The 23,338-nt window shown below is 45.1% G+C and carries 16 protein-coding genes; 6 read left to right on the top strand and 10 right to left on the bottom strand.

Annotated elements, in window-relative coordinates:
* Window positions 1–114 precede the first annotated feature (114 nt).
* The 4 genes from P2A85_RS06555 to P2A85_RS06540 form a co-directional block, all read right to left on the bottom strand.
* Entirely contained in the window at window positions 115–1,746 is a 1,632-nt protein-coding gene (locus tag P2A85_RS06555; RefSeq protein WP_377478195.1) for a ribulose bisphosphate carboxylase small subunit, read from the bottom strand.
* Window positions 1,747–2,034: 288 nt separating this feature from the next.
* Window positions 2,035–2,340, bottom strand: coding sequence for a EutN/CcmL family microcompartment protein (locus P2A85_RS06550; protein WP_341733803.1), 306 nt, complete (start codon window positions 2,338–2,340; stop codon window positions 2,035–2,037).
* Between the two features lie 293 nt (window positions 2,341–2,633).
* A complete protein-coding gene (locus P2A85_RS06545) occupies window positions 2,634–2,975 on the bottom strand; it encodes a carbon dioxide-concentrating mechanism protein CcmK (protein WP_006635058.1) in 342 nt (113 codons plus the stop codon).
* 97 nt (window positions 2,976–3,072) lie between these two features.
* Window positions 3,073–3,384, bottom strand: a complete 312-nt coding sequence (locus P2A85_RS06540) for a carbon dioxide-concentrating mechanism protein CcmK (protein ID WP_096828468.1) — start codon at window positions 3,382–3,384, stop codon at window positions 3,073–3,075.
* 499 nt (window positions 3,385–3,883) lie between these two features.
* Here P2A85_RS06540 and P2A85_RS06535 point away from each other — a divergent pair, with 499 nt between their 5' ends.
* Window positions 3,884–5,758, top strand: coding sequence for an NAD(P)H-quinone oxidoreductase subunit F (locus tag P2A85_RS06535; protein ID WP_371117878.1), 1,875 nt, complete (start codon window positions 3,884–3,886; stop codon window positions 5,756–5,758).
* A gap of 65 nt (window positions 5,759–5,823) precedes the next feature.
* On the opposite strand, the gene P2A85_RS06530 is transcribed toward P2A85_RS06535, so the two are convergent.
* Window positions 5,824–6,447 (bottom strand): Uma2 family endonuclease, encoded by a 624-nt coding sequence (locus P2A85_RS06530; protein ID WP_371117880.1) that lies wholly within the window; start codon window positions 6,445–6,447, stop codon window positions 5,824–5,826.
* A gap of 127 nt (window positions 6,448–6,574) precedes the next feature.
* Here P2A85_RS06530 and P2A85_RS06525 point away from each other — a divergent pair, with 127 nt between their 5' ends.
* From P2A85_RS06525 to P2A85_RS06510, 4 genes are all read left to right on the top strand, one after another.
* Window positions 6,575–8,089 (top strand): NADH-quinone oxidoreductase subunit M, encoded by a 1,515-nt coding sequence (locus P2A85_RS06525; RefSeq protein ID WP_377478192.1) that lies wholly within the window; start codon window positions 6,575–6,577, stop codon window positions 8,087–8,089.
* A 534-nt stretch (window positions 8,090–8,623) separates the two neighbouring features.
* Window positions 8,624–9,790, top strand: coding sequence for a CO2 hydration protein (locus P2A85_RS06520; protein WP_377478190.1), 1,167 nt, complete (start codon window positions 8,624–8,626; stop codon window positions 9,788–9,790).
* Window positions 9,791–11,060: 1,270 nt separating this feature from the next.
* Window positions 11,061–12,938, top strand: a complete 1,878-nt coding sequence (locus tag P2A85_RS06515) for a calcium-binding protein (protein ID WP_377478189.1) — start codon at window positions 11,061–11,063, stop codon at window positions 12,936–12,938.
* A gap of 418 nt (window positions 12,939–13,356) precedes the next feature.
* The gene (locus tag P2A85_RS06510) at window positions 13,357–14,565 is read left to right on the top strand and encodes an SGNH/GDSL hydrolase family protein (RefSeq protein WP_377478187.1); all 1,209 of its coding nucleotides are present in this window, start codon (window positions 13,357–13,359) and stop codon (window positions 14,563–14,565) included.
* Between the two features lie 20 nt (window positions 14,566–14,585).
* Here P2A85_RS06510 and P2A85_RS06505 read toward each other — a convergent pair whose 3' ends face one another.
* The 4 genes from P2A85_RS06505 to dtd all read right to left on the bottom strand — a co-directional run bounded on the left by P2A85_RS06505 (window position 14,586) and on the right by dtd (window position 20,648).
* Complete coding sequence (locus P2A85_RS06505; protein ID WP_377478185.1) at window positions 14,586–15,305, bottom strand: PHP domain-containing protein; 720 nt, start codon at window positions 15,303–15,305, stop codon at window positions 14,586–14,588.
* Between the two features lie 182 nt (window positions 15,306–15,487).
* The gene (locus P2A85_RS06500; protein WP_377478183.1) at window positions 15,488–17,887 is read right to left on the bottom strand and encodes an ABC transporter substrate-binding protein; all 2,400 of its coding nucleotides are present in this window, start codon (window positions 17,885–17,887) and stop codon (window positions 15,488–15,490) included.
* A 413-nt stretch (window positions 17,888–18,300) separates the two neighbouring features.
* Window positions 18,301–19,539: a HetZ-related protein gene (locus P2A85_RS06495; RefSeq protein WP_377481333.1), complete on the bottom strand. Its 1,239-nt coding sequence runs from the start codon at window positions 19,537–19,539 to the stop codon at window positions 18,301–18,303.
* Between the two features lie 671 nt (window positions 19,540–20,210).
* Entirely contained in the window at window positions 20,211–20,648 is a 438-nt protein-coding gene (gene dtd / locus P2A85_RS06490; protein WP_377478182.1) for a D-aminoacyl-tRNA deacylase, read from the bottom strand.
* A 93-nt stretch (window positions 20,649–20,741) separates the two neighbouring features.
* Between dtd and P2A85_RS06485 the strand changes: the two genes are divergently transcribed.
* Complete coding sequence (locus P2A85_RS06485) at window positions 20,742–21,929, top strand: RNA-guided endonuclease InsQ/TnpB family protein (RefSeq protein ID WP_377478180.1); 1,188 nt, start codon at window positions 20,742–20,744, stop codon at window positions 21,927–21,929.
* Window positions 21,930–22,138: 209 nt separating this feature from the next.
* Here the strand turns inward: P2A85_RS06485 and P2A85_RS06480 are convergent, their stop codons facing one another.
* Window positions 22,139–23,332: a CobW family GTP-binding protein gene (locus tag P2A85_RS06480; RefSeq protein ID WP_377478179.1), complete on the bottom strand. Its 1,194-nt coding sequence runs from the start codon at window positions 23,330–23,332 to the stop codon at window positions 22,139–22,141.
* Window positions 23,333–23,338: the final 6 nt, after the last annotated feature.

The following is a 23,338-nucleotide window of genomic DNA, read 5'->3' as shown; positions in this document are numbered from 1 at the left end:
CAATAATTATTGCTCTATCCTTCTAACTCTTTCAAATTTTACTTCAATTTCCTGGCGGTTATCCCGTTAGCTTAGACAGCAACTAACGGGAAAAAAATGCTAATTACCAGCCAATTAAGGACGCTGAATAATCTCTTCCAACACCCGGCGCTTAGCCTTGGAATCAATTCCTAGCAAGCGGACGTAATCGCCTGTATGTTCTTTCAGACAGCTTTCCAGGGCAGAAATCACTTCCGATTCGCGATTGGAGGCGATCGGCGAGCAACTGTTCCAAGAACCTGTGCGGAAGCGGCGCGGGTCGGCGTGTTCGGTACCAATTTTGTATCCTTGGGAGAGCAGGTTACGGATTTGCTCGATCGTCTTGGCGCTCAACAGTGCGCTGCCTGTTGCAGTCGAAGTTGCTTTGTATGATGCTGTCCCTGCTGGTTGAGCAGATTGAGCAACGGGGCCATCTGGGCGCTGAATAATTTCTTCTACTACGCGGCGCTTAGCTTTGGGATCGATGCCGATTAAGCGGACGTATTCTCCTGGGTACTGTTGCATCACAGCTTGCAAAGCGGCGATCGCCTCAGATTCGTTCCGTGCTTGGACAGAAGCCCCACTTTGCCAAGAACTGGTGCGGAAGCGACGAGCATCAGCGTGTTCAGTCCCCACCTTGTAGCCTTGAGCTAGCAAGCTGCGAATAGTCCCAGCCAAATCCCCACTCAATTGACCATTGGACGCAGCAGCGCCATTCTGGTGAGCAGGTTGAGCAACTTTGCCATTAGATGGGCGAGTTGTCGCGCCATTAGAACCGTTAGAGCCATTGTCACCCGGTCTTTGGACAATTTCCTCAAGTACGCGGCGCTTGGCTTTGGTATCAATGCCGATCAAGCGGACGTATTCCCCTTGGTGTTCGCTCATACAAGCCGACAAAGCATTGATTACTTCAGATTCGCGGGTGGACGAGATGGGTCCGCAACTACGCCAAGAACCGGTGCGGAAGCGACGTGCATCAGCGTGTTCTGCTCCGACGCTGTATCCTTGAGCTAGCAGGTTGCGGACGCTATCGACTAGCGAATTGCTCAATTGAGTGGTCCCATGGGTAGAATAAGTGATTGGAGTCATGTCCGAATTTTTAGAAAGTTCATTGCGAATAGGTGCCAGACAAGCGATGTTGTCGGCACAGCGATAACCAGTTCTCAGAGCGTCGTTAACTCCGATGACGTGGGTAGCAAATTTAACGTCTGAATCTTGAACATCTGGCAAGCGATCGGCTTGCTGCTGATTGGTGATGACAGCTCCTGAAGGTATATACTTTCCTGCAGGAATCTCTACATCTTGAATTAGAACGTGCATCATTACAATGCAACCGTTTCCTACCCTGGCATTGAACACCGTAGAGCGAAAGCCGATAAAGCAGTTGTCACCTACATAGGCCGGACCATGAATTAAACTCATGTGAGTGAGGGAAGTATTTTCCCCTACCCAAACGGAATAAGAGTTGCCATCGTCTCCTGTGACTCTGCCTTGTTCTAAACCATGAATTACCACTCCGTCTTGGATGTTGGTACTATTTCCGATATGGAAAGGAGTACCTTCATCGGCGCGGATAGATGTTCCTGGGGCAATCAGCACTTTAGAACCGACACGCACATCCCCAATAATGTTAGAAAAGGAATGTACATAGGCGGTTTCGTGAATTTTGGGCTCTGCCAAGTTTTTCGACCAAGGCGTCGGGGGAGCCGCAACACTGCGGGCTGCCATAAGTTAAGTTCTCCTGAACTGAAAAAAAAATGTTAGCTGTTAGCTGTTAACTGTTAACTGTTAACTGTTAGCTGTTCACTGTTCACCGTTCACTGTCAACTGTCAACTGTCAACTGCCAACTGTCAACTGCCAACTGTCAACTGTCAACTGTCAACTGCCAACTGTCAACTGTCAACTGCCAACTGTCAACTGTCAACTGTCAACTGCCAACTGTCAACTGTCAACTGTCAACTGTCAACTGCCAACTGTCAACTGTCAACTGTCAACTGCCAACTGTCAACTGTCAACTAGCGGTACGGGTCGTCTTTTTTACTGTAAATGAGGCGATTTTCTACATTGACAGTATCTATAATACCTACCACCAAAGCATCCAGCGGACGGTTTTCGCTTCCTGGTGCAATCCGGGCTGCGCTTCCCCTAGTTACTAAAACCCATTCATCTATACCAGCGCCCACACAGTCAGCGGCTACCTCATATCCGGGAACTGGCGAACCTTCTTCATTGATGAATTGCAGCAGCAGAAATTTCGATCCTCTGAGACTAGGCTCTTTTTGGGTACTGACAACTGTGCCGAGAACTTTTGCCATTTGCATTTTAGGTTACAGGTAGTTGGTAATTGGTAATTGTCAATTTTTCGATGTCATTAGTCTTTTTAGATTAGCCTTCCTCCATCATTTTTTTCGTCTTTTATAGTTATTTGTCTACTAATAACTAATGACTCATAACTAATGACTAATAACTAATGAGTAATGACTAATGACTAACAACCAATCTGCCATCTCCTACTCAATTAAAAATTAAAAATACTAAATCAAAATCTCTCAGGATTTTAAATTTTTCATTTTTAATTTTTAATTACCAAAAGCTCAATGAACGATCGCCTGTCTTAAGATCTATTGAGTGGGCGAATGCCACTCACGCCTTCGCGGAATTGTTCCACAGCTTCGGTGTAGCGAATGGGTAGTACATACTCCAAGTTTTCGTGAGGGCGGGCAATGATGTGGGTGGACATAACTTGTCCGCCGTTAACACGCTTGACGGATTCTACTCCAGCGGCCACTGAAGCTTGTACTTCCGAGACATCTCCTCTGACGATGACTGTAACCCGTGCGCTGCCGATTTTTTCGTACCCTACTAGGGTAACGCGGGCTGCTTTGACCATCGCGTCGGCTGCTTCTACAACTGCCGGGAAGCCTAAAGTTTCAATCATGCCAACTGCAATTGCCATTGTTTCTACTCCTGATTTAATATTGGGGGAACTAAACGATGTTTTTTTGACGGTTGCACTAATTTTTCACTGAACTAAGTTTCTGTGCGGTGAGAACTTAGTCGCCACGGAACTGTTCGACTGCTTCGGTATAGCGAATCGGCAAAACATATTCTAGGTTTTCGTGGGGACGGGCGATGATGTGGGTAGAGACAACTTCTCCGCCGTTGACCCGTTTGACGGATTCCACTCCTGCTGCTACTGAGGCTTGGACTTCCGACACGTTACCACGCACAATTACTGTGACGCGGGCACTGCCGATTTTTTCATAGCCCACGAGGGTGACACGAGCAGCTTTGACCATAGCGTCGGCAGCTTCCACAACAGCGGGAAAACCTTTTGTCTCAATCATTCCCACGGCAATTGACATTTTTGAATCTCCTAAGCGAGAGTTAGTGGAATTACCGTTACAAATCTTTGACCAATTTTAAAAATTGGACGGGGGAGCCCAGATTATTTAGAAAAACGGTTTAAAGCTTCCTATCCTCTAAGAATAGGGTAAGCTGTGTACCTTGACAATATAAACCAACATCATAATGTTTAATAACAAAAATTAAAATATTTTATGATCCTTAAAATGATTTAATATTTTTTTAATAAACTTAACATAGTCAGGAGTAGATGCAGGTGGCAATTGGAGAGTCCGCTAAGTAAAAATACTTGTCAAGTAGAGTTCGCTTATGCGGTAAAAACTAATTTCTCAGTGATAGAATTCTCAGTTTGAGTTCTTTAAGGTATAGTTAACATTAGTGCAAAAAATTTTGCCAAAACTATACAATCACGTTTAGCCAAAATTCGAGGGTGCGATCGCTCGCGGATATTTTTTTCATAAAGACAGCAGTAAAATCCAAATTTATCAGGATAAATTCATGAATCCATTGCTCCTCCAAACCTGTTGGTGGGTACCTTTATATGGCTTAATAGGTGCTATTTTAACTTTGCCTTGGTCTACGGGAACTATTCGCAAAACAGGGCCGAGACCAGCGGCTTATTTCAATTTGTTGATGACTGTGTTGGCTTTTATCCACGGGTCAGTGATTTTCAGAGAAACTTGGAATGAACCACCTCAACAATTGCTGCTAAACTGGGTGCAAGTAACAGACTTAAACCTATCTTTTGCCCTAGAAATCTCTACCGTAAGTGTGGGCGCAATGGAGTTGGTGGCATTTCTAAGTTTGCTAGCACAAATTTATGCTTTGGGCTACATGGAAAAAGACTGGGCGATGGCTCGATTTTTCGGGTTGCTGGGTTTTTTTGAAGCAGCAATTAGTGGCATTGCAATTAGCGATTCGCTGCTTCTAACTTACGCTTTGTTGGAAATGCTGACACTTTCAACTTACTTGCTAGTAGGATTTTGGTACGCTCAACCCCTGGTAGTCACCGCGGCTCGTGATGCGTTTTTAACCAAACGAGTGGGAGATGTACCCCTGCTGATGGGAGTAGTGACACTTTCTACTTTAGCAGGAAGTTTGAATTTTTCGGATTTAGAAACATGGGCAGAATCGGCAACTTTATCTCCTGTAGTTGGGAATTTATTAGGTTTGGCTTTAATTGCCGCACCTACGGCTAAGTGCGCTCAATTTCCCTTCCATTTGTGGCTAGACGAGGCGATGGAAGGGCCGAACCCAGCTTCAATTATGCGGAATACGGTAGTTGTGGGTGGTGGGGCTTATGTTTTGATTAAACTTCAGCCGGTTTTGGCGCTGTCGCCGATGACTGGTGCGGTGTTGGTGGTTTTGGGTGCGGTGACGGCGGTTGGGGCTTCTTTAGTGGCGATCGCCCAAATCGACCTCAAAAGAACATTCTCCCATTCCACGAGCGCTTCTTTAGGTTTGGTGTTTATCGCAGTGGGGTTAAATCAAGTTGACATTGCTTTGCTGTTACTGTTCGCACACTCGATTTCCAAGGCACTATTATTCATGAGCGCTGGGTCGATTATTTCGACCACCAACACTCAAGATTTAACAGAAATGGGTGGCTTATGGTCGAGAATGCCCGCCACGACTGCGGCTTTTGTAGTAGGCGCTGCGGGGATGGTAGCACTGTTGCCCCTAGGGAATTTTTGGGCAATGCGGCGCTGGCTGAATGGTTTTTGGACAGTACCTTTATGGTTGGTAGTTGTGCTGCTGTTAGTTAATTGTTTGACGGCGCTCAATTTAACTCGCGTATTTGGTTTGGTGTTTGTCGGAAAACCGCAGCCAAAAACTCACCGAACTCCAGAAGTCGGATGGCTAATGGCTGTGCCAATGGTAATTTTAACTGTTACGGGACTCTTAGTGCCTTGGATGTTGCAGCGGTGGCAATTATTAATTAGTTGGAGTGGACCTTGGGCTGAAACTGGAGATTTTGATAGTTTAAATTTGCTGTTGAAAACTTTGGATACACCGTTGTTGATGTTGTCTGGGTTTATTGGTTGTGCGATCGGGGTGGCTATTTATTGGTATGGGGTTATACCTAGGCCTGTGCGATTACCGATTCCGGCTTTGCAGGATTTGTTGGCTTACGATTTTTATATCGATCGCGTTTACCGTTTGACTGTGGTTTGGGCAGTTGATTCTATTTCTAAGATGAGTGCTTGGACTGACAGGTATGTGGTGGATGGCGTGGTGAATTTGTTTGGTTTTGCCACCATTTTCAGTGGCGAAGGTTTGAAGTATAGTGGTAATGGTCAGTCCCAGTTTTATGTGTTGACTATTGCTGGGGGAGTGGCTGTATTGCTGGCTTTGATAGTTTGGTTGTTTTAAACCGCAGATGAGAGCAGATGAGAGCAGATGATTTTATTCTGGGTTTGTCTGCTTTTTATCCAATTTTACTCAAACTCGATCGGCCATAATTCTGCAACGGGAACTTCCCAACCAGGTAATAGTTCAGGAATTGAAATAATGTCTCCATCTCTCAATATAACTGGTTCGGTTGCGGGGCGGTAAATTGTGACTGTGCATTTGTCTGGATCGATTAATATTCCTACTTTTGCTCCGAGTTCGAGAAATGAGAGGATTTTTTCTCGCAGGGGTTTAATGCGATCGGACTGAGACTTTATTTCTACAACTAAATCGGGGACGAGTTCGGCAAAATACCTTTTACTTTGTTTGAGGCGCGAGGCTACCACAAAAGAAACATCAGGAACTCTCAGATCGGAATTCGGGAGAATAAACCCGCCACTAGATTCAAACACTCGTCCCAATTTGCGGGGTTTGACCCAGTTAAGCAAAAGTCTGCCAAACTCAAGTCCAATTTCGCTCGATACAATGTCTGATCCGCCCATAATGATAATCTTCCCGTCTACGAGTTCTAATTGGTAGTCTAGCTGTGCTTCGCAGAGTATACCTTGCAGTTGTTCCAAGTCGGCAACTGTGAGGCGGGTGGAAGGGTATGCCGATCGAACTTGCAAATCTTCCCGGTCTGTGAGACTTTCTGTAAGACTTGAGGTCATAGGATGGTTCCAAATACATCTGAACCTATGTTAACAAAAAAAATCCGCCGATCGCTTTTATCTTGTCTGGGTTTGCGCTAATCTTAAATATAGTTTTAAAAGTTGTAGTAAAGGAAAGTTTTAATTGATGCTTAGTGCTTTAATTTGGATACCCATATTGGGGTCGGCTCTGATTGGTTTTTGGCCTAGTTCGGTTAGTTCTAAAATTGTGCGGAATCTGGCCCTGGCGATGGCAGGTATAACTTTGATTTTATCGGTGATTTTAGCGGCTCAGTTTGATATAAATGCGAGTCAGTTGCAGTTTGTAGAATTTCTGCCTTGGATAGATGTTTTGGGATTGAACTACAATCTGGGTGTTGATGGTTTGTCTCTGCCTTTGGTGATTTTAAATTGTCTGCTGACTGGGGTGGCTATTTACAGCACAGATGAGTCTATTCGGAGACCTCGAATTTATTATTCTTTGATTTTGCTGATAATGGGTGGCGTGAGTGGGGCTTTTTTAGCTCAAAATTTGCTGCTGTTTTTCCTGTTTTTTGAGGTGGAACTAATTCCGCTTTACCTGTTAATTGCGATTTGGGGAGGCGAACGTCGGGGTTATGCTGCTACTAAGTTTTTAATCTATACTGCGTTTGCTGGGATTGTGCTGCTGGCATCTTTCTTGGGGACGGTTTGGCTGAGTGGTGCTTCTAGTTTTGATATTGTTGGTGCTGTGGGTGCATCGCATTTGCAGGGTGCTTTACCTTTGCCTTTGGTGAGGCAAATTGTGTTGCTAGCTGGGGTGTTGTTGGCTTTTGGGATTAAGATGCCTTTGGTGCCTTTTCATACTTGGCTTCCTGATGCTCACGTAGAAGCTTCGACTCCGGTTTCGGTGTTGCTGGCTGGGGTGCTTTTGAAGTTGGGAACCTACGGGATGCTGCGATTTGGCTTGGGTTTGTTTCCTGATGCGTGGGCGGTGGCTGCACCTTGGCTGGCGAGTTGGGCTGTTGTCAGTGTGCTTTATGGGGCTAGTTGCGCGATCGCCCAAAAAGATATGAAGAAAATGGTAGCTTATAGTTCGATCGCTCACATGGGCTACATTCTGTTGGCTAGCGCTGCGGCTACTCCGGTGAGTATGTTGGGTACTGTTTTACAAATGGTAAGCCACGGCTTAATTTCGGCGCTACTGTTTTTAACCGTCGGTGTTGTTTACCGAAAATCAGGTAGCCGTAATTTAGATGTGCTGCGGGGTTTGTTTAATCCCGATCGAGGTTTGCCGATGATTGGTAGTTTAATGATTCTGGGAGTGATGGCTAGTGCGGGTATTCCTGGTTTGGCTGGATTTATTGCTGAATTTTTGGTATTTCGCGGTAGCTTGCAAGTGTTTCCGGTGCAAACTTTGCTGTGCATGATCGGCACTGGTTTGACTTCAGTTTATTTTTTAATTATGGTCAATCGTGCTTTTTTTGGTCGGCTTTCGGATTTGGTGGTGAGTTTACCACAAGTGCGTTGGGGCGATCGCATTCCTTCTTTGGTATTGGCTGTGATTATTCTGATTATGGGAGTACAGCCGGGAGTGATTGTGGCTTTGAGTGAGAAAACGGCGATCGCGATGGTAGCTAATGTGCCAACGCAAGTTAAGGCGATCGCTCAAAACTTACCATAAAATATGACCTAGCTGTAGGGACACGGCAGGGGACATTGGTGTCAACTTAACGTCAAACCGATAGTCCGACAGGGGTTTAAACCCCTGTCTCAAAGAAGACAGTCCTCTAAAAGAGGACGGCAGGAGTTGAGATTCTTCTCTTCAGTCCTCTTTGAGAGGACTTTCGCTATTAGACAGGGGTTTCAACCCCTGGCGGACTTGATGAATGACTAACGGACACGGGGCGGGCTGACAGCTTAAGTTGACACCAATGGGCAGGGGAGAATCCCGATTTTGTAAGGGCTCTCGCATTCCGGCAGATAAGTTATTGGTTAAAAGCAAGGATTTACTACGGTCATGCTTCGCCCCTACCGATATATTTGCAAATTCTGAATGCTCCCCACGGCAGTGTCCCTACCAGACCAAGAAATGCTATATCTGAAAAGCTTTTAGTGCATCATGAAAGGACTAAAGTTGTTACTACAAACATCTTTCTTCCTTCTTCCTTCTTCCTTCTTCCTTCTTCCTTCTTCCTTCATTTAAGGTTAAATTAAAATGACGAGTACCGTATTAAAACCATCTTCTCATCCGCTCTCAGCATACATTGACATCTTGGAATCAGGCCAAGCTTTACTTCCTGAATCGGCAGAAAATTTAATAGAAGTAGTCGGAGTTCTTAAAAGTTATGCAGTTGTTTTAGATGCTTATTCTCTGAATCTAAACTACATCGCTGAAGAACAGTTTTTAGTGCTTTTTCCATTTTTTAAATATTTCAATGGGGAAGTTACTCTGCCCAAATTGATGCGCTATTTGTGGCACGATCGCATAAACTTTGAGTATGCCGAATATTGCATGAAAACAATGCTGTGGCACGGTGGTGGCGGTTTGGATAGTTATTTGGATTCGCCAGAGTTTGATAATTTGGTCGAAAATGCGATCGCTGCTAAATTAAAAGGCAATTTTTTCATGCAGGGACTCCATAAAGCATTTCCTGATTTTTTGCCGGAACAAGTGCGGATGCTGGCTTACTACACCGGTTTAGGTCAGTTTTGGCGGGTAATGAGTGATTTGTTTATGGACTTATCTGATTCCTACGATAGAGGGGAAACTAAGTCTATTGCTGACGTAGTTGATTTTGTCAAAGCTGGGTTAGTGGCCGCCGCCAGTTTACCAATTACCTACAGCGTCAAGATTAGCGGTCAAGTCTACAATATCATTCCTCCAGAGGCTGGATTGACATTTTTAGCAGATGTAGCGATTCCCTATGTCGAGTCAATTTTCTTTCGGGGAACTGCATTTTTTGGAGTAGTTTCCTACAACGCTCAAGCTCATCAAATCCCGGAACAACAAAGAGACTTTAGCTATGGTGCTTTGTTTGCCGATCCTTTACCGATTGGAGGCGCGGGAATTCCGCCAACTCAATTGATGCAAGATATGCGGCATTTTTTGCCGGAGTATTTGCAAGAAATTTATCGCACTAGCTGTCGAGGCGAAGATGATGTGCGGGTGCAAATTTGTCAGAGTTTTCAAAAGTCGATGTTTTGCGTGACTACGGCGACTATTTTGGGTTTAGCACCTCATCCAATGAATACATCTAATCCAGAGGAAAAAAAGGCTAATCGGGTTTATTTGGAAGGTTGGATGGATCGGTTTGGCAATTCTCGCTTAAATTGGGCGAATCAGCCAACTAATCGGTCTTGTCAGTTGTTCCCGGAAAGGTAATTGTAGGGTGCGTGACAGCGAGCAATATTTGACTCGCAACTTGCGACTGCGGACTGTCACGCACCCGGTAAAAAGTTGTTTACTGGTGCGGGGAAAAAGTAGCGACTATTTTTTATAAAAAATTAATCTTTCCGAACTCAAACAGTAGGGCGATCGCAACTTAAATAACTTTTATTTATCATATATATATATATATATATATATAATTCAAATCAATAAACTCTTGAACTTGCTTTTGGAAAACAGTAAGCTTCTAGTCAATCAGCCAAAAATAAACTAATTAATGCAAATTTCACTCTGTCAGTAACTCAGGGAATCAACGCCACTGAGCTTGTAAGAAAAATCGAGCAAGCTATACTGACCAGACCCCTCTTCTGAGGAGACGTTATTTAGGTCACGACACCGGCGAATGCGACGCCAGTTTTCCGCTCTGTCATCTGCAATTAAACAGTTTTAAAGTCACTGAAACAGTGTTGCAGGTCTAACAAGCCTTTATAACCAGGTCGAGGCGAACATTACCCGAAAGGGGCTGGAGACAACCATATCTCCCTAGAGGGGCAACCATACCCCTCTCCCTCGCAAGGGGGATTCAAGGCGATTGAAATCGCCGATTCGTTTCCCTCTCAGGACTGAAGTCGCTGAGTTTCCCACTTACCGAGTTTTTTTATAAGACGTGCTCGTAGGAATACAATTTAGGACGGGCGCAAAACTAAGTTGTAAAGTCTATGTTGTGTAGGGCAATTTATGAGTTACTCCTACCAATGTTTTACACTGCGTAAGTTCAGGATTTTTTAGGTAATTTAGTTGATTAGTTGCATTTACTGGTGTTTAAAAAGGTGCGATCGCCTTCTGTAAAACCTACAAATAAAGCTAGCATCTAGTTCCAGATTTCAGCATGACTGCACAGGTGACTCGTGGGAGATGTGTAGCAATATAGCAGATTCCACATTTATGAAAGACACCGCGCGATCGATCTATCCCCACGGTAGGGACACTCAAGCGAGCCCATTAGTGTCAACTTAAGGCTGAAATCCTTGGTATCTCTCGTTCATAGCCAAGTCTAGATCCCCCTAAATCCCCCTTAAGAAGGGGGACTTTGATCGGACTCTTGTCCCCCCCTTCTTAAGGGGGGCTAGGGGGGATCTAGGGTTAATAGTCTTGCCAGCAGTCTGTGACAGGGTTTGACGTTAAGTTGACACGAATAAGGGCACGGTGCCGTGTCCCTACTTCAGAAACTCGGTTGAAACTTTAATTATTGAGGTTAAATCCAATGGCAAATACTGATACAAAAACTGGTCAACTTGATGGGAATGACATTATTTTTCCAGCTCCCAGTTTCGGCGGCGGCTTCACGCGGGCTGATGAATATGACTTAAATACATCTGCGATCGGGCAACCTGTCACGCTTTCTCTTACGGCTACAGGTCTCAATTATGACACGTTCCTGGAAGTTATAAATGCCACGACAGGTGAGGTAATTGCTGATTCAGACGATACCGATTCCACTAATCTTAACTCACTGATTGCACCCAATCGGCCTACCATCCAGGATGGTACTAACCCTGCGACCACTCCTAATTCTTTCACAATTGCCGGCGGCATTAAGTACAAAGTCCGCGTCACCAGCTTTTTCAAACTCGAACCGTCGTCTACTAATCCCTACAGTTTACAGGCCACCATTCCTACGGGCGATATCAGTTTAGTTCCCAGAGGTAGCGACTTCAGTGGCAGCCCCTTAACCGGCGCTCTTGCCGTTACATTAACTGGTAAATTGGAAGGCAGCAAAGACTTTACTTTTCTAGCTCCCACTTTCAACACCGGCAACACACTGGCTGATGAATTTTTAGTAACTACATCCTTGGTGAACCAACTTCTCACCATTAACCTCAGCAGCGCGACACCTGGTTTTGACCCTTTTGTGCAATTCGTCAACGTTAATACTGGCACTATTGTTTCCGATGATAACAACGGTGGCGGTTTGGACGCGCAGCTTAATGGAGTCGCGCGCCAAGCAAATACTAACTACAGAATCCGCGTCACCGGTGCTAAAGCTGGAGGTCTCCCTGCTGATTACAGCCTACAGGTCACCGTTCCTCAAGGTACTGTCACGTTGACCCCCCGGAGTGGCGACACCCCCATTATCACACCGACACCAACACCTGTTACTCCGACACCAACACCTGTTACTCCGACACCAACACCTGTTACTCCGACACCAACACCTGTTACTCCGACACCAACACCTGTTACTCCGACACCAACACCTGTTACTCCAACACCAACACCTGTTACTCCAACACCAACACCTGTTACTCCGACACCAACACCAACACCTTTTCCAGTTCCAACGCCTACACCAGCACCTACTCCGACACCATCGCCAACGCCAACACCAACTGCTGGTGGTACGCCTGTAACGATCGCGGCACCTGCAATCAATTCTTCCGGCCCTGGTACTCCCACTGGGCAACCAGCCAACGCTGTTAGCGGTCAGTCTTACAACCTGTCAGACAATAATGACAATATTTTGGTGTCATCACTGCCCCCGGCTGCTGCTGGCAAACCAATCTTGGGGCTATCTGGCAACGACAATATTACCGGGACAAGCGGCTCTGACATCATTAACGGAATGCAAGGAGCCGATACAATCGACGGAGGGGCTGGCAACGACTCTTTACCAGGCGGTAAAGGATCGGATCAGATTGACGGCGGTGCTGGTAATGACAACTTGTCCGGCAACAATGACAACGATACTCTCACCGGAGGAGATGGCAATGACACTATCACCGGTGGTAAAGAAAATGATGTCCTGATTGGTGGCTTAGGCGACGACATAATGAGTGGCGATCGCGGTCAAGACATTCTCACAGGTGGCGGTGGAAGCGATACATTTATTCTAACCGGAGGGGCGGCGACGGCTGCCACCTTAGCAGAGGCAGATGTGATTACAGACTTTACTGTTGGGGACAAAATTGGTCTAACTGGCGGGAGTGTATTTGCTAGCCTCACCTTGGAAGCTGTAAGTTTGAATCTGAATGGAGGAGCTCCTGTTAGTGCTACGGCAATTAAACTCGGCGGCTATTTGGGTATCGTTGTAGGGGTTGCCCCAAGCGAGCTTACGGCAAGTGTTTTTGTGCCAGCAGCATAGTTTCTGTAGCGTGGGCTTTGTGAGTCCTATTTTTTATGAGGTTGCATAGAATTTGATCCCCCCAGCGCCAAGAGGGCGGGCACGGGGGCACCGCCCCTACAAGGGGGAGCAAGAATTCAAAGTCCCCCTTTTTAAGGGGGATTTAGGGGGATCGGGATATATGCAACGACCCATTAAATTGGTGTGAGTCCTATTTGAGTGGAATTAAGTGCGATCGCCTTTGAGTTTGACTTGGGGGCGATCGCGTTCTGTAAAACCTACAGATCAGGCTAGCATCTATAGCAATCCTAAATCATTTGTGAATTTCTTACTCCCGGACCTTAATAAGGTCCGGGTTGGGGTGGGGTAAAAACTTTACGACTCCTGCAAGGACTGCTATAGTTCCAGATTTCAGCTTTCTACCCATGAGAAAACTAACATGAGAAAACTAAGTTTATGGGGGCAACAACTGAGCCTAATTTTGGGGGGAATTATGGCGGGTGTTTTCCTGGGAGAATTAGGTCTTCATCTGGGGGGAATTAAAGGTCTGAAAAAGCCCAGTGAGCCTGTCTCTTTTGATACTTACAGATTCGACGATCCCGCTGGAGCTTGGTCATTGAATCCGGGCGCGTCCTTCGAGTGGCTGGGTGAAGGGGAGCGCTCTTTTATCCAAGCGAATAAAGATGGTTTACGCGATCGTGAACATACGAAGGAGAAACCACCAAAAACTTTTCGGATCGCGCTGGTGGGAGATTCCTATGCCGAAGCTTTACAAGTGCCGATGGAAAAGACTTTTTGGTGGAAAATGAGAAAGCAACTCAATAAAAAATGTACTGCTTTAGGCGATCGCAAAGTTGAGGTAATTAATTTTGGGGTTCAAGGTTATGGGACGGCTCAAGAACTAATGACTCTGCGCCAGAAAGTCTGGAAATATTCTCCCGATTTAGTGATTTTAGCTTTTTTTCCAGGCAACGATATTATTAACAATTCAAAAAAGCTTGATTTTTATAAACGTCGGCCCTTTTTTTTATATAAAAATGGTGAATTAGTCCCAGATATGTCATGGCTGAAAATGTCACCGGAAGAACATGACTATTTAAAATTTTCCTCGGTTGATTATCTTCCCACTTGGTTCGTCAATAATTCACGCATTTTGCGGTTAGTCAGAAAAGTTGATTTAGATCATAAAAAACGTCTGCTTGATGCCACAGAAAAAGAACTATCCCCTAAGAACTTTCAAGAACCTATTGAGCCAGTATGGAAAGAGGCTTGGCAGGTGACAGAAGGATTAATTACACTAATGAATCAGGAAGTTAAGGCAAAAAAGACAGATTTTATGGTTTTGATTGTCAGTACGGGAGCTCAAGTCCATCCCGATCCTATAGCTCGTCAAGACCATATGAAACAATCTGGCATTAAGGACTTGTATTATCCTAATCATAGAATCAAATCCCTTGGCGATCGCCTCAATATTACGACATTGGATACAGTCCCGCGATTGCGAGAGTATGCAGAAAAAAATCAAACTTGTGTACAGGGCTTTCCCAATGCTCTGCCCTGTGAAGGTCATTGGAATAGCCAAGGCCATGAGCAAGTTGGTCAACTTATTGCAGAAAACTTATGCGATAAGTTCAAAGCAGAGCCTTAAGTTTGAATCCGATCCTATATCTAGATTCTGACTAAAATACTCAGGCCGTGAGAATCAGTTCCACAAGTTCCAAACAAGCTGTGAGTTTCTGCTAAATCTTTAACTAAAGCAGTTTGTTTGGGGCTTGGTTTCCAAGGATTTGGATTACCGTAGGCATAGTAAATTTCTACACCATCAATGCCGAAACGAGCAGCTTCTGGGATTAATTTCTCTGCGGTAGAACGATACCGACAGGGATGGGCCAGAACGGCTAAACCTCCTGCTTCATGAATAGCTTCAATTACCCTGATGGCTGGATACAAATAAGTTCCTTCTGTACCTTTACCTCCTAAGTAGGGTTGGAGACTGGAATGTTGCGGATCGAAGCCATAACCGAGAATATGTACATCGTTATTGAGTAATTCAGCATTAATTTCCACCCCTGTCCACAGAGAGGGTATGATGCTATTGTTGTCGGGATGGTCTAATTTCCAATTATCCAAGCAAATTTGAGCTTTTTCGTAGCCTTTGGTGCTATGGTGGTCTGTAATAGCTAAGCCTTTGACACCAAGGGCGATCGCTTTTTGGAGCAATTCCTCTGGCTGCAAGCGTCCATCCGAGTACACTGTGTGCATATGGAAGTTATAGGAACCCGGACAGCTATGGGCATCAATTGTCTGGAAGACTTGTTTGAGTGCACAGATATTTTGGGCTGCGGGTTTGAGACTAGAACCGGGGAAGGGAGCGAGATTGATATTCATAAGTGTTCCTATAAAAAAAACTAGCCTTGTTCAATATATCTAATAAATTGATATGTTGCACCTGTGGCGATAGTTGCACCGGGCGGGGCGGGTTTATGAAATTATTGATTTTAGGCACAAATGGTTTGTACAACCCGCCCCTTGTATCTACAGGTTGGTTGAGAATGGTGCAAGATATTAATTTACTCGCATTTTAAACCTGCGGCGGCGGCTGTGGGAAATTCGATCGGCACAAATGTCAGGCCAAATTGTTCTCTAGAACACGGAACAATGTGCGCCAATCGTTTAGGAGAGTTTTTTCGATTCCCGGTGTTTGGGTCAAATTCAATTATACCCGTGGCTCCACTGGCTTGAAAATTTGGCGATGCTAAGGTTTGTTGCATTCCCTCCCGACTTGGTTGCTCCTGTATTTCTAGGGCTTTAATCAGTGTTTTGGCTGCGTCGTAGGTTAAGGCCGATCGAGTATTTACCGGGCCTCCCCACAATTTTTCAGCGTTGAGTGGAAATTTTTTGTCAAAACTGATTAACGGATGCCAAAACACGGATATTCCCAGTTTTTTAACAGACTTTAACTTTTTTGCTAATTCTAATATTCTCGTTTCGTACAGCGTCCAAGGGCCGACTATCCAATTGCGATCGTTGTTAGCTTTAATCATTTCGATCGCATTTTCTAGGGAACTGGTGACTTGACCATCTGGAATCAAAAGTATGGCTATTTTCCCCTGTTTTTCTACTTCTTGGATTGCTGCTGGGGCGTTAAAATTATTTTTAGATAAATCGTAATAATTATTGATTCTAAAAGTCGTTCCTCCTAGGGCTTCAAATTGTTTTTTAAATTCTTCCCACAAAGAAGCGCTGAACGGACTGTTGGGATTGTAAAATACTGCAACTTTTTTCTGATCGACTGAGATTAGTTGATTTACTAAAGCTTCAGCTTCTATGCTAGTTGTCGGAGCCGTCCGAAAGAAAAATTTCCGGGGTTTGCGTGTCAGTTCTTCTGTTGTGCTTCCCGGAGAAATAGCGACAAGTTTATTGCGATCGTAAATATCTACTGTTTCCACGGTCATGTCGCTGGTGTAGTGTCCGATTACTGCTAAAATATCGGGCTGAGCGACCAGAGAATTTGCTCTTTTAACTGCGTAGGATTTGATATTGGCGTCATCGGCGATGATGACTCTGAGTCCTTTGCCTTTAAGAGGTTTTGTTTCGAGCAATTCTTGACCGGGAAAGTCTTTATTGCTATTATTGGGAGTGATGAGACTTAAATTAACTTCTGTTTGAGCCTGAGCAATGCCGCGCAGCAGTTCTTCTGCTAAGTTGGCATTGAAAATACTGCCGTCCTGATTTCTGCGGACGGGAACGACTATTGCGATGGTGTAATATTCTGCGTTGATTGATTTGAGCAGCGCATTGTTGATATAAATTAAAGTTTCTGGATCTCTGCGGTCTTCTCGCCAGGACTGTTTGAGCAATTTTAAAGCTTCTAAATAATTCAAGCTAGCAAACTCATTAATTCCCCTTTGTTTTGACCAAAGGGCGGAGGTTTGCACTAGGAGTTTTTCGCCAGAACTTACACCATCTGCGGAGGGTGTAAATTCTGGCGTTGGTGGCGAAGAAATTCTGGGGATTAAAAGTGCGATCGCCAATGCAACAGCCAGTCCTGCAAGTCCGAATAGCAGCCAGCGAAAGTGCTGTCTCACAAATTGGAGGAGCAACTCGATCGAGTCCGGTGGCGGTGGTTGTCCCGAGTCCAAGGCTTCCAACACCTCAGTAGCAGATTGGTAGCGCTCCAGAAAATTGAAACGCACCATTTGATTTAAAATATTTGTTAGAACATCGCTAACTCGCTCGGATGTTGAAAAAATCCAGAGTATTTCACCTGTTTCGGGGTCGTGTGGCAAATTTGTAGGACGCCGCCCGGTGAGAGCTTGAATCGCGATGATTCCTACTGGATAAATATCATTGTATGGTCCCGAATTTGACCGTGGATTGTATTGTTCTGCGGGCATATAACCGCTTGTACCGATCGCCTGCGATGTCAATATTTCGCCTGTATTGCTAGAGGTGAAAGTGCTGATTTCTTTGACAGCTCCAAAATCAATCAGAACAATTTTACGATCGTTTGTGCGCCGAATTAAGTTAGAAGGTGTAATATCGCGGTGAATAACATTTTTTGTGTGAATAAAAATTAAAATTTCTATAATTTCTCGTAACAAGGCGATTACATCTGCTTCCGTCCACTGCTGCCCTTGAATGAGTTCTTGACTTAGGGGAGTTCCTTGAATGAATTCTTGAACTAAGTAAAAGTTGCCATTTTCCTCAAAGTGATTGAACAATTCGGGAATGCGCGAGTCATTGCGGAGAATGTGCAAAGCCCTAGCTTCGCTTTGAAATCGGTTTCGGGCTTTTTCCAACACCAAGGAATTTTCTGATTTAGGAAAAGGAATTTCCTTAATCACGCATGGGGGATTTCCGGGGTTTTGTATATCTTGAGCCGTGTAGGTTCTAGCAAATCCTCCCTGTCCTAATTTATCAATAATTTTGTAGCGTCCGGCTAGTACATCTCCGGGATTGAGACACATAAATTTTCTAGTACCTGTTGCGGGTGCGATCGTCGGTGTTGATTATCATACCAAATCTGAGCTCACTACGTTATTTATGTGACTGGGCTGTGTTTTCTTGCCCTAGAGATCGCCACTAGGGAGTGTTTTTAAACCCAGAGATCCCCCCCAGCCCCCCTTAAAAAAGAGGGGGTTCTCCAGGTTCGCAAGGTTATCTCTAAAAACAAATTCCCAGGCATAACCTGGGAATCATAAATATTAAGAAAATGTAGTGCTGTTTTAATATATTTAATTAGCTCAAAAGCTTTCATAATCCAGCATCCCCAGTTAGGGATTTGAGAGGGGACGCCGGGGCGGGCTTTTTGGAGATTGCGCCGCACCCGATCGCATTTTTGGGTCTCAAGAAAACGGTTGCATTCATGTTGGAGTACCCGTTAGGCTTGGGTGCTGTTGCGAGTCTGGCTAGCGAGATCCAACAGTTGCGCCCAGCGTTTTTGGACTTGTTTGGGAGTACATTTGATGGCAGTGGCAATGTCCTTGTCACTTTCTTGATTCCGCTTCATTGCTAACAGTTGTTGCTGTTCGGGAGAAAGTTGAGCGCGAAATGTTTCCCACTTGTCCGAAGTCATTCCCAATTTTTGATCGACATCAGCACCGAGCCATTCGTGCACTAATTTCCAGTTTTGAGTGCGGGCAAATTTTTCGACGTGGTACTTGAAACGTTGTTGCAAGTAGTCCCGTTGACGGGAAGACAAACCAAGAACGCGATCGATTTCAGAAGCAGAAAGGTCTTGCAATTTCAAATTGAGGTAGCTAACACATTCTGGCTGATTTTGCGATTCCAGATAAGCAATCAATTCCGATACTACTCGATCGCGCAACACAGCGTCAGCCGGATCGACAGTTTCAGACACCATTTGTTCGCGCACTTGTTGCAGCGCTGGAGAGCGGCTGTACATTTCTGCATCTTCTCCCTTGCCAGATTCTACAGCCATTTCAATGTCGATCGCAGTTTCAGGAGGTTGACCCTTGGCAAAACCTTGAGCGCGGAGGACAATCAGGCGTTGGCGGTTGCGGCCTGGTAAACCAATTTGGCGTTTGGCGTAGTGTTCGGTGAAAGCCATGTACTCAGCCAATTCTAGCTGTGTGCGGGGCTGGTAGCTCAGATCGAGTTGGTGTTCCCGGCGGAAAGCCCGTAAAGATTCAATGTAAAAGCCTTGCAAAAAGTCTTCAATCATGTTGTAGCGAGCTTGGTAGTTCAAGTTCGATCTAAAGGAAGCAACATGGCGGTAAATCATCGATGCGAGGTGAGAGTGAAGTTCGACGCGGCCTTGCTTGGAACCGAGGCGATAGAATTCCAGGGTTTTTTGCAAGCGGTGTTCGGCTAAGGTGATTTGCCAAGCTTGGACTTCGCCGGAAATTTGGATGCGATCGCTTTTTTGGCAAATCCGTTCGACTTCCTTAGCAATCCGCATCGCCACAGATTGAGCGCTACGGCTTGGTGTTTTCATCTCTGCTTGCAACGCTTTGAGGGCGAAGTCAGCCAAAGCTAGGGTATCGACGCTGGGAAGGTTATGGATTTCGAGGGTTTGTTCGCAGGGGGCAGTTGGAAGGGAGTTGATGGTAGAAGCAGTGTTGCAGTTAACGGAGTTGGTGGCAGTTGTGACAGTCATGGTATTTATCAGGTGGTAGGGCACCGCAGCGACAGTGCGAGGACTTTTGTCAGAGAGTGAGTGATGCAGTTGCAGGCGGTTTGGCTTGCTGTGCGGATTCAACTCTCTATACATTGAATGTACGGGAAGTACAAATAGTGCAGTGACTTGGGTGTTCCACTCTCTCATGCAACTGTTTTTGGCTGCTGAATCTGATTTTAAGCTTTGGCTGTAGAGCATTGGTGATTTTGTGCTTAAACCTATACTGCACAAGCATTCTGATCTCTTGCGAAGGTGGGGCGATCGCACTTGCGAGTGAGGGTATAGCAAGGCCGTTCAGTGGACAATTTACTAACTGGCCTTGAGACGGGATTTTGGGGGTGGAAGATTCTGGAATTGGTAGTCAGCAGAATGTAGGGAACTGCAATGTATTCTCTACCTACGGCAGAGCAGTTTCAAAACCCGGTTAATTTAGAAAATTGGTATGTAGCCTTTCTCAGGACAACCAAAGCAACCGGGTTTTTGTCATTGCATCAGGCTGTAATATAAAATCCTCTCTTCATCGTCCTGTATTAAACTCTCTCTTCTCTTCCTTCGCGTACTTCGCGCCTTCGCGGTTACATCATTCCGATCCAACCGGAATTGATATAACGAAATATTCTTGGACAAAACCCGGTAGAGCAGTAGATAATTTACCCTGCTTCTTTTTCTAACACCAAAGTCACCGGCCCATCATTATCTATAGAGACTTGCATCTGAGCTCCAAACAAGCCTGTTTCGACTTTTAAACCGCTGGCGCGCAACTTTTCGACAAATTTGTCATACAGAATGGAGGCGGCTTCTGGGGGCGCAGAGCGATCGAATGAAGGTCGGCGACCTTTGCGGCAGTCGCCGTAAAGCGTAAATTGACTGACAACCAGCAACTCGCCACCGATGTCTTGTACGGATTTCTCCCAGCGGCCAGTGTCAGTGGCTGGATCGGGAAACAAACGCAATTCTAGGCATTTGCGAGCCATCCAATCTAGTTCTGCTTCGGTGTCGGTGTCTGCGATACCTACAAGCAGATTCAGTCCGCGGCTAATTTTGCCAATTATTCGATCGTTAACTTCGACTTGAGACGATTTGACCAAAAGAATGGGTACAAGCCCCGTCTTTCAAGACGGCTTTAATTTTTCTCGATCGTGTAAGACCTAGTATAATAGAGTAAGTAAAAAGCAAAAATAATGAAAGCAAGGTATCGATACAGAATCTATCCGACAGACCAACAGCGACAGAGTTTAGCGCAGTTGTTTGGTTGCGTCCGCGTAGTCTGGAATGATGCTCTTGCACTGTGCAAGCAGTCGGAGAAAAAGCCGAAATCGGCAGAACTTCAAAAGGTAGTAATCACTCAAGCGAAACAGACAACCGAAAGAGCTTGGCTAAGTGAAGTATCGAATATCCCGTTACAACAATCTGTAGCAGATCTGGAAACAGCTTTTAAGAACTTTTTTCAGTCTTGCAAAGGCAAAAGGAAGGGGCGCAAGGTTGGGTATCCCAAGTTCAAGAAACGCACGAACAGTCAGTCGGCACGTTTTAGGATTGGCGGTTTTTCAATTAAAGGGGAGGAAGTCTATCTAGCTAAAATTGGCAATATTAAGCCTATTTGGTCGAGAGAACTACCATCCGATCCGACATCAGTAACGGTCATTAAAGATTGTGCCAACCGTTACTTCTTGAGTTTCGTGGTGGAGGTTGAACCCGTTCAAGTCGAAGCTAAACACATGAGCGTCGGTATTGATTTAGGGATTAAAACCTTTGCGGTAATGAGTGATGGAGGGAAAGCTAAAAGCCCTAGCTGTAAAAAGCTAGACAAAAAAGTTCGTAAACTTCAGAAACAGCTAGCCCGACAGCAGAAAGACTCAAAACGCAGGCATAAAACTCGAATTAAAATAGCCAAAACGCACAATCGAATTGCTGACTTGCGTCAAGATTTCCTGCAAAAACTATCAACCAAAGTAGTCAGTGAAAACCAAACAATTATTTTGGAGGATTTGAATGTGTCAGGAATGGTCAAGAATCGCAAATTAGCCATGGTAATTAGTCAACAAGGTTGGTACGAATTTCGTTCCCTTTGTGAAGCTAAATCGGAGAAGTTTGGGCGTGAGTTTAGGGTAATTAGTCGCTGGGAACCTACGAGCCAAGTCTGTTCCGACTGTGGTTTTAAATGGGGGAAATTAGACCTTTCTATTCGTTCGGTGCTTTGTCTAAGCTGTGGTATTGAGCACGATAGAGACGAGAATGCAGCAAAAAATATAAATCAAGTCGGGATGGGGAATCGCCACGACTCTAAACGGACACAGAGGAAGAGTAAGACTACTCCGGTAGCTTCATCCGATGAAGTGTCAAGAATCACCGCTCGTTCACGACGGTGAGTATTTCAATCGCTGGATTATGATTCGCATTCTGAATCGGTAATTGGTAATCGATAGAGAACTTACTTGTTTACTCGTTACCAAGCTAGAGTCTGGTAACGCATATCCAAAGGCTCTACCTCCTATTTTCGTTGAATAAAAGCGAGATAGATCCTCTAGACATTTCCAGGCTCTAGCATGGAAGTTGTACTGTGTAAGTCCTGTTGTCTTTATTTTTTGCCAAATCCTTTGCCGCGATTCGGTGAAGGGAGACAGAGACAGTTTTCGATTTGCGATCGCAAAGTCTCGATATCCAAACCTTGACCGATCAAGACAATCTGGTTTTTCCGTTCGCCTTTCCACTCATCATCATCGATGGAAAATCGCTTACCACTCAAGTGAAAAATATGCCGTTTGGGACTTTCTTCAAACCACATAATCCCTTTTGCCCGAAACACATTTGTAGGCATTTGGTGGTCTAAGAAATATTGAAATTTCCTCAGAGAAAACGGCTTGTCACTCTGAAATGAAAGTGAGGTAAATCCATCATTATCTAAATGGTCTGAATGGTCGTGATGAGCGTGGTCGTGATGAGCGTGGTCGTGATGAGCGTGGTCGTGATGGTCGTGATGGTCGTGATGAGCGTGGTCGTGATGGTCGTGATGGTCGTGATGAGCGTGGTCGTGATGGTCGTGATGGTCGTGATGAGCGTGGTCGTGATGGTCGTGATGGTCGTGACTGCTAGAAGTTTCTTCAGCTTGGAAATATTTGTCCGATTCAAACAATCCTACACTGAGGATGAGTGGCAGAGGAACTTGGGATTTTACTGTGCGGAGAATTCGAGCGCCTTCTTTGACATCACGAATCTTAACTTCCAACAAATCTAAATCTGCTTCCTCAACCAAATCTGTTTTGTTGAGAACAATAATATCGCCATAAGCAATTTGACTGTATGCTGCTTGAGAATTGAACAAATCCAAGCTGTAATTGGAGGCATCTACTACTGTCACGATGGAATCGAGACGAGTCATGTCTCGCAATTCAGTGCCTAAAAAAGTTAAAGCTACTGGTAGGGGGTCGGCGAGTCCGGTAGTTTCTACTACTAAATAATCTAGATTTTCTTGACGTTCTAAAACTTTGTAAACTGCATTTACCAAATCTTCGTTAATTGTGCAGCAAATGCAGCCGTTGTTGAGCTCGACCATATTGTCTTCGGTGGTGACAATCAGTTCGTTGTCGATGCCAATTTCGCCAAATTCGTTGACTAAAACGGCGGTTTTCAAACCTTGCTGGTTGGTCAGGATATGGTTGAGCAGGGTTGTTTTGCCGCTGCCGAGGAATCCTGTAATGATGGTAACTGGCAAGCCGTGTTTGGGCGCGTCCATTACCTGCTCTGTCTCGGACTGATTTGTTGTAGATTGCATAGCTTG

The organism is Microcoleus anatoxicus, from assembly GCF_042465725.1.
Lineage (GTDB): Bacteria > Cyanobacteriota > Cyanobacteriia > Cyanobacteriales > Microcoleaceae > Microcoleus > Microcoleus anatoxicus.
Note: the sequence above shows the minus strand (reverse complement) of the source record. Positions and strands in the feature narration are given on the sequence as shown.

What these genes read in the sequence shown, in the direction of transcription:
- P2A85_RS06555 (WP_377478195.1), bottom strand. Translation starts at nt 1,746, where the DNA reads ATGGCAGCCCGCAGTGTTGCGGCTCCCCCGACGCCTTGGTCGAAAAAC.
- P2A85_RS06550 (WP_341733803.1), bottom strand. Translation starts at nt 2,340, where the DNA reads ATGCAAATGGCAAAAGTTCTCGGCACAGTTGTCAGTACCCAAAAAGAG.
- P2A85_RS06545 (WP_006635058.1), bottom strand. Translation starts at nt 2,975, where the DNA reads ATGGCAATTGCAGTTGGCATGATTGAAACTTTAGGCTTCCCGGCAGTT.
- P2A85_RS06540 (WP_096828468.1), bottom strand. Translation starts at nt 3,384, where the DNA reads ATGTCAATTGCCGTGGGAATGATTGAGACAAAAGGTTTTCCCGCTGTT.
- P2A85_RS06535 (WP_371117878.1), top strand. Translation starts at nt 3,884, where the DNA reads ATGAATCCATTGCTCCTCCAAACCTGTTGGTGGGTACCTTTATATGGC.
- P2A85_RS06530 (WP_371117880.1), bottom strand. Translation starts at nt 6,447, where the DNA reads ATGACCTCAAGTCTTACAGAAAGTCTCACAGACCGGGAAGATTTGCAA.
- P2A85_RS06525 (WP_377478192.1), top strand. Translation starts at nt 6,575, where the DNA reads ATGCTTAGTGCTTTAATTTGGATACCCATATTGGGGTCGGCTCTGATT.
- P2A85_RS06520 (WP_377478190.1), top strand. Translation starts at nt 8,624, where the DNA reads ATGACGAGTACCGTATTAAAACCATCTTCTCATCCGCTCTCAGCATAC.
- P2A85_RS06515 (WP_377478189.1), top strand. Translation starts at nt 11,061, where the DNA reads ATGGCAAATACTGATACAAAAACTGGTCAACTTGATGGGAATGACATT.
- P2A85_RS06510 (WP_377478187.1), top strand. Translation starts at nt 13,357, where the DNA reads ATGAGAAAACTAAGTTTATGGGGGCAACAACTGAGCCTAATTTTGGGG.
- P2A85_RS06505 (WP_377478185.1), bottom strand. Translation starts at nt 15,305, where the DNA reads ATGAATATCAATCTCGCTCCCTTCCCCGGTTCTAGTCTCAAACCCGCA.
- P2A85_RS06500 (WP_377478183.1), bottom strand. Translation starts at nt 17,887, where the DNA reads ATGTGTCTCAATCCCGGAGATGTACTAGCCGGACGCTACAAAATTATT.
- P2A85_RS06495 (WP_377481333.1), bottom strand. Translation starts at nt 19,539, where the DNA reads ATGACTGTCACAACTGCCACCAACTCCGTTAACTGCAACACTGCTTCT.
- P2A85_RS06485 (WP_377478180.1), top strand. Translation starts at nt 20,742, where the DNA reads ATGAAAGCAAGGTATCGATACAGAATCTATCCGACAGACCAACAGCGA.
- P2A85_RS06480 (WP_377478179.1), bottom strand. Translation starts at nt 23,332, where the DNA reads ATGCAATCTACAACAAATCAGTCCGAGACAGAGCAGGTAATGGACGCG.